Annotated in this window: 4 protein-coding genes; 1 reads left to right on the top strand and 3 read right to left on the bottom strand. The window is 65.1% G+C overall.

What is annotated here, in order from left to right; genetic code table 11:
* Positions 1–396: GFA family protein (locus tag IVB32_RS15845; protein WP_247410713.1), on the top strand; the 396-nt coding region annotated here is incomplete at its 5' end.
* A gap of 43 nt (positions 397–439) precedes the next feature.
* Here the strand turns inward: IVB32_RS15845 and IVB32_RS15840 are convergent.
* From IVB32_RS15840 to IVB32_RS15830, 3 genes are all read right to left on the bottom strand, one after another.
* On the bottom strand, positions 440–850 hold the full coding sequence (locus IVB32_RS15840) for a DUF2000 family protein (RefSeq protein WP_018455589.1): 411 nt from the start codon (positions 848–850) through the stop codon (positions 440–442).
* A gap of 63 nt (positions 851–913) precedes the next feature.
* Positions 914–1,303 carry a DUF4189 domain-containing protein gene (locus IVB32_RS15835; RefSeq protein ID WP_247410712.1) on the bottom strand — a complete coding sequence of 130 codons (390 nt, stop codon included), beginning with the start codon at positions 1,301–1,303 and terminating at the stop codon, positions 914–916.
* Positions 1,304–1,498: 195 nt separating this feature from the next.
* On the bottom strand, positions 1,499–2,467 hold a 969-nt coding region (locus IVB32_RS15830; RefSeq protein WP_247410710.1), incomplete at its 5' end, for an NTP transferase domain-containing protein.

Genomic DNA, 2,467 nt, shown 5'->3' with positions numbered 1-2,467 from the left:
GGCGGCTGCGCCTGCGGCGCGATCCGCTATTCGATTGCCGGTGAGCCGCTGTTCAGCAATCACTGCCAGTGCCGGGACTGCCAGCGCGAAAGCGGCAGCGCCCACGGCTCGTACATGACATTCGCACGCGACGGCGTCACGGTGACGGGCGAGGCAAAGCATTGGGACATGGTCGCCAACAGCGGCAACGTGAAGACGCGCGGTTTCTGCACACAGTGCGGCGTGCCTGTGTACATGACCTTCGCGGCACAGCCCGACGTCTTCACGATCCGCGCCGCAAGCCTCGACGAGCCCGCCCGCTACAAGCCGCAGGCGGTCACTTTCGCCGCGCGCGGACATCACTGGGATCGTCTTGACCCTGACCTGCCCAAATTCGCGGGCATGCCGCCGGGGTGAGGCATCGCAGGTGGAAGCGCGCGCAAGACCGCGCGCGTTCACGTCAACTATGAAACTTCAACCCGTCGACGATCTTGTCGATCACCTTGCGCTCCGCGCGCATCGCGAGACCGACGAGATTGAGATCGGTGCGCGCCACTGCCCTCACCACCTCGCGGTTGGCGGCATCATGAGTGGTCTTGAACATGTCCTCGGTATAGACCGCCGGCTTGACGTTGCGCGTCAGGGCCCGATCGAGCGCGCGCGTCAATGCGGGACCGTCGGCGCCATAGATCAGGATCGGCTGACCGATCAGCGCGTGATATTTCGTGCCCGACGCGTCCTCATAGGGCTCGCCGATGCATTCCGGAAAGGCCGCGGCGATGCCGCTGGTGAGGAAGGCCGCGACGTTGAGCTTCTGCCAGGCTTGAAGATCGGTACGAATCACGATGGCGATCTTGGTATCGAACTGCATGCAACTCCCCGACTGTCATTCCGGATTCGATGCTACGCACGATCGGAATGACTGCAACAGGAATCAACCCTTGGCGTCGCAGGCCCAGGCGCGGATCACGCATTCCTTGCCGCCGTATTTGTAGCATTCGCGCGTGGCGGCATTGAGCGTGGTCGAGATCTTCGGCTTGACGGCATAGCCATAGGCGCCGCAGGGATTGGAAAGATCGACCGACATCGCGGCGCAGGCGCGCTTCATCGTCACGGTCGTGCAATCGCCCTTGCACTGCTTCTGCGCCGCCGCACGGGCTTCGTGCTCGGCGCCATAATCAAAGGCCTGGCCGTAAGCGCCGCACTTGCCGACCGCAAATGCACCGGCGGCATGCGCATCCGTGATATGGCGAGCGCCCGCGATGCAGATGGACAGCGCAAAGAAAAACATCGCGCAACGGCGCGCGACGACGTTCGAAGCCATGGAAAAACACCCCTCCCCCCAAGGCAGGTGAAGGTGACTGTAAGCGGCGGTTGTTTCCAGATGGTGAACGGGGCGTTGAATTGAGGCCTGGGCGTGCCGCAGGGTGGCAAAGCGACGCGTGCCTACCAATCAAACACCACCGTGTCGAGGGATGGTGGGCACGGCGCTGCGCGCCTTTGCCTACCCTACGAACCGCTATCCCCGCCGTGCCGCTTCCAATGCCTGCGGCGTGTCGATGTCGAGGAAGGCGCTCTCGCCGTCGACCGGCACTTCGGCGACGGCCTCGGTGTGCTTGGCGATCAGATGGCGCGCGCCGACATCGCCGTCGAGCGTCATCAACTCCTTGAAGAAGCGGCGCGACCACAGCACAGGGTTGCCGCGGCGACCTTCGCTGACGGGCACGACGATGAGATTGCCGCGGTCCGGTGCGAACGCGTCGATGAGACGGTCGATCAGGCCGGCGTCGATCAGCGGCATGTCGCCGAGGCAGACCACGGCGCCGTCGGACGCCTCGGGAACGGCCGCGATGCCCGCCTTGACCGAGCTTGCGATGCCGCCGGCAAAATCCGGATTTTTGACAAAACGCACCTTCAGGCCCTGCAAGGCTTGTTCGATCAGCTCGGTCTGATGGCCGGTGACGACGATCACCTCGGACGCCTTGGAGGCCAGCGCCTGCTCGGTCGCTATTCGCACCAGCTTCTTGCCATCGAGCTCGGCCAGTAGCTTGTTCGGCCCACCCATCCGGGTCGAGCGGCCTGCTGCGAGCACGATGACCGCGACCTGGTTGTTGCCCTCGATCTCCGGTTTTGCGCGCGGCTGCGGGCGCGTGACGATCTCCATCAGGAGGCCGCCAACACCCATGCCCATCAGCTCGGACCGCGTCACCTTGATGCCCGCGAGCAGCCGCATCAGCACCCAGTCAAAGCCGTTCTCGACCGGCGAGCGCGCGCAGCCGGGCGCGCCCAGCACCGGCACGGCGCCGGCCCGGGCAATCAGCAGCAGGTTGCCGGGATCCACCGGCATGCCGAAATGCTCGATCTCGCCGCCGATGCCGGTCACGGCCGCAGGGATCACGTCGCGGCGGTCGGCGATCGCGGATGCACCGAACACGATCACGAGCTCGGCGCCAAGTCCCAGCAGTTCCTTGATCGCAGCCGACAGCGC

It is taken from the genome of Bradyrhizobium sp. 23, assembly GCF_023073295.1.
Taxonomy (GTDB): Bacteria; Pseudomonadota; Alphaproteobacteria; order Rhizobiales; family Xanthobacteraceae; genus Bradyrhizobium; species Bradyrhizobium canariense_D.
The sequence above is the reverse complement of the archived record's forward strand: the minus strand, read 5'-3'. Positions and strand labels throughout refer to the sequence as shown.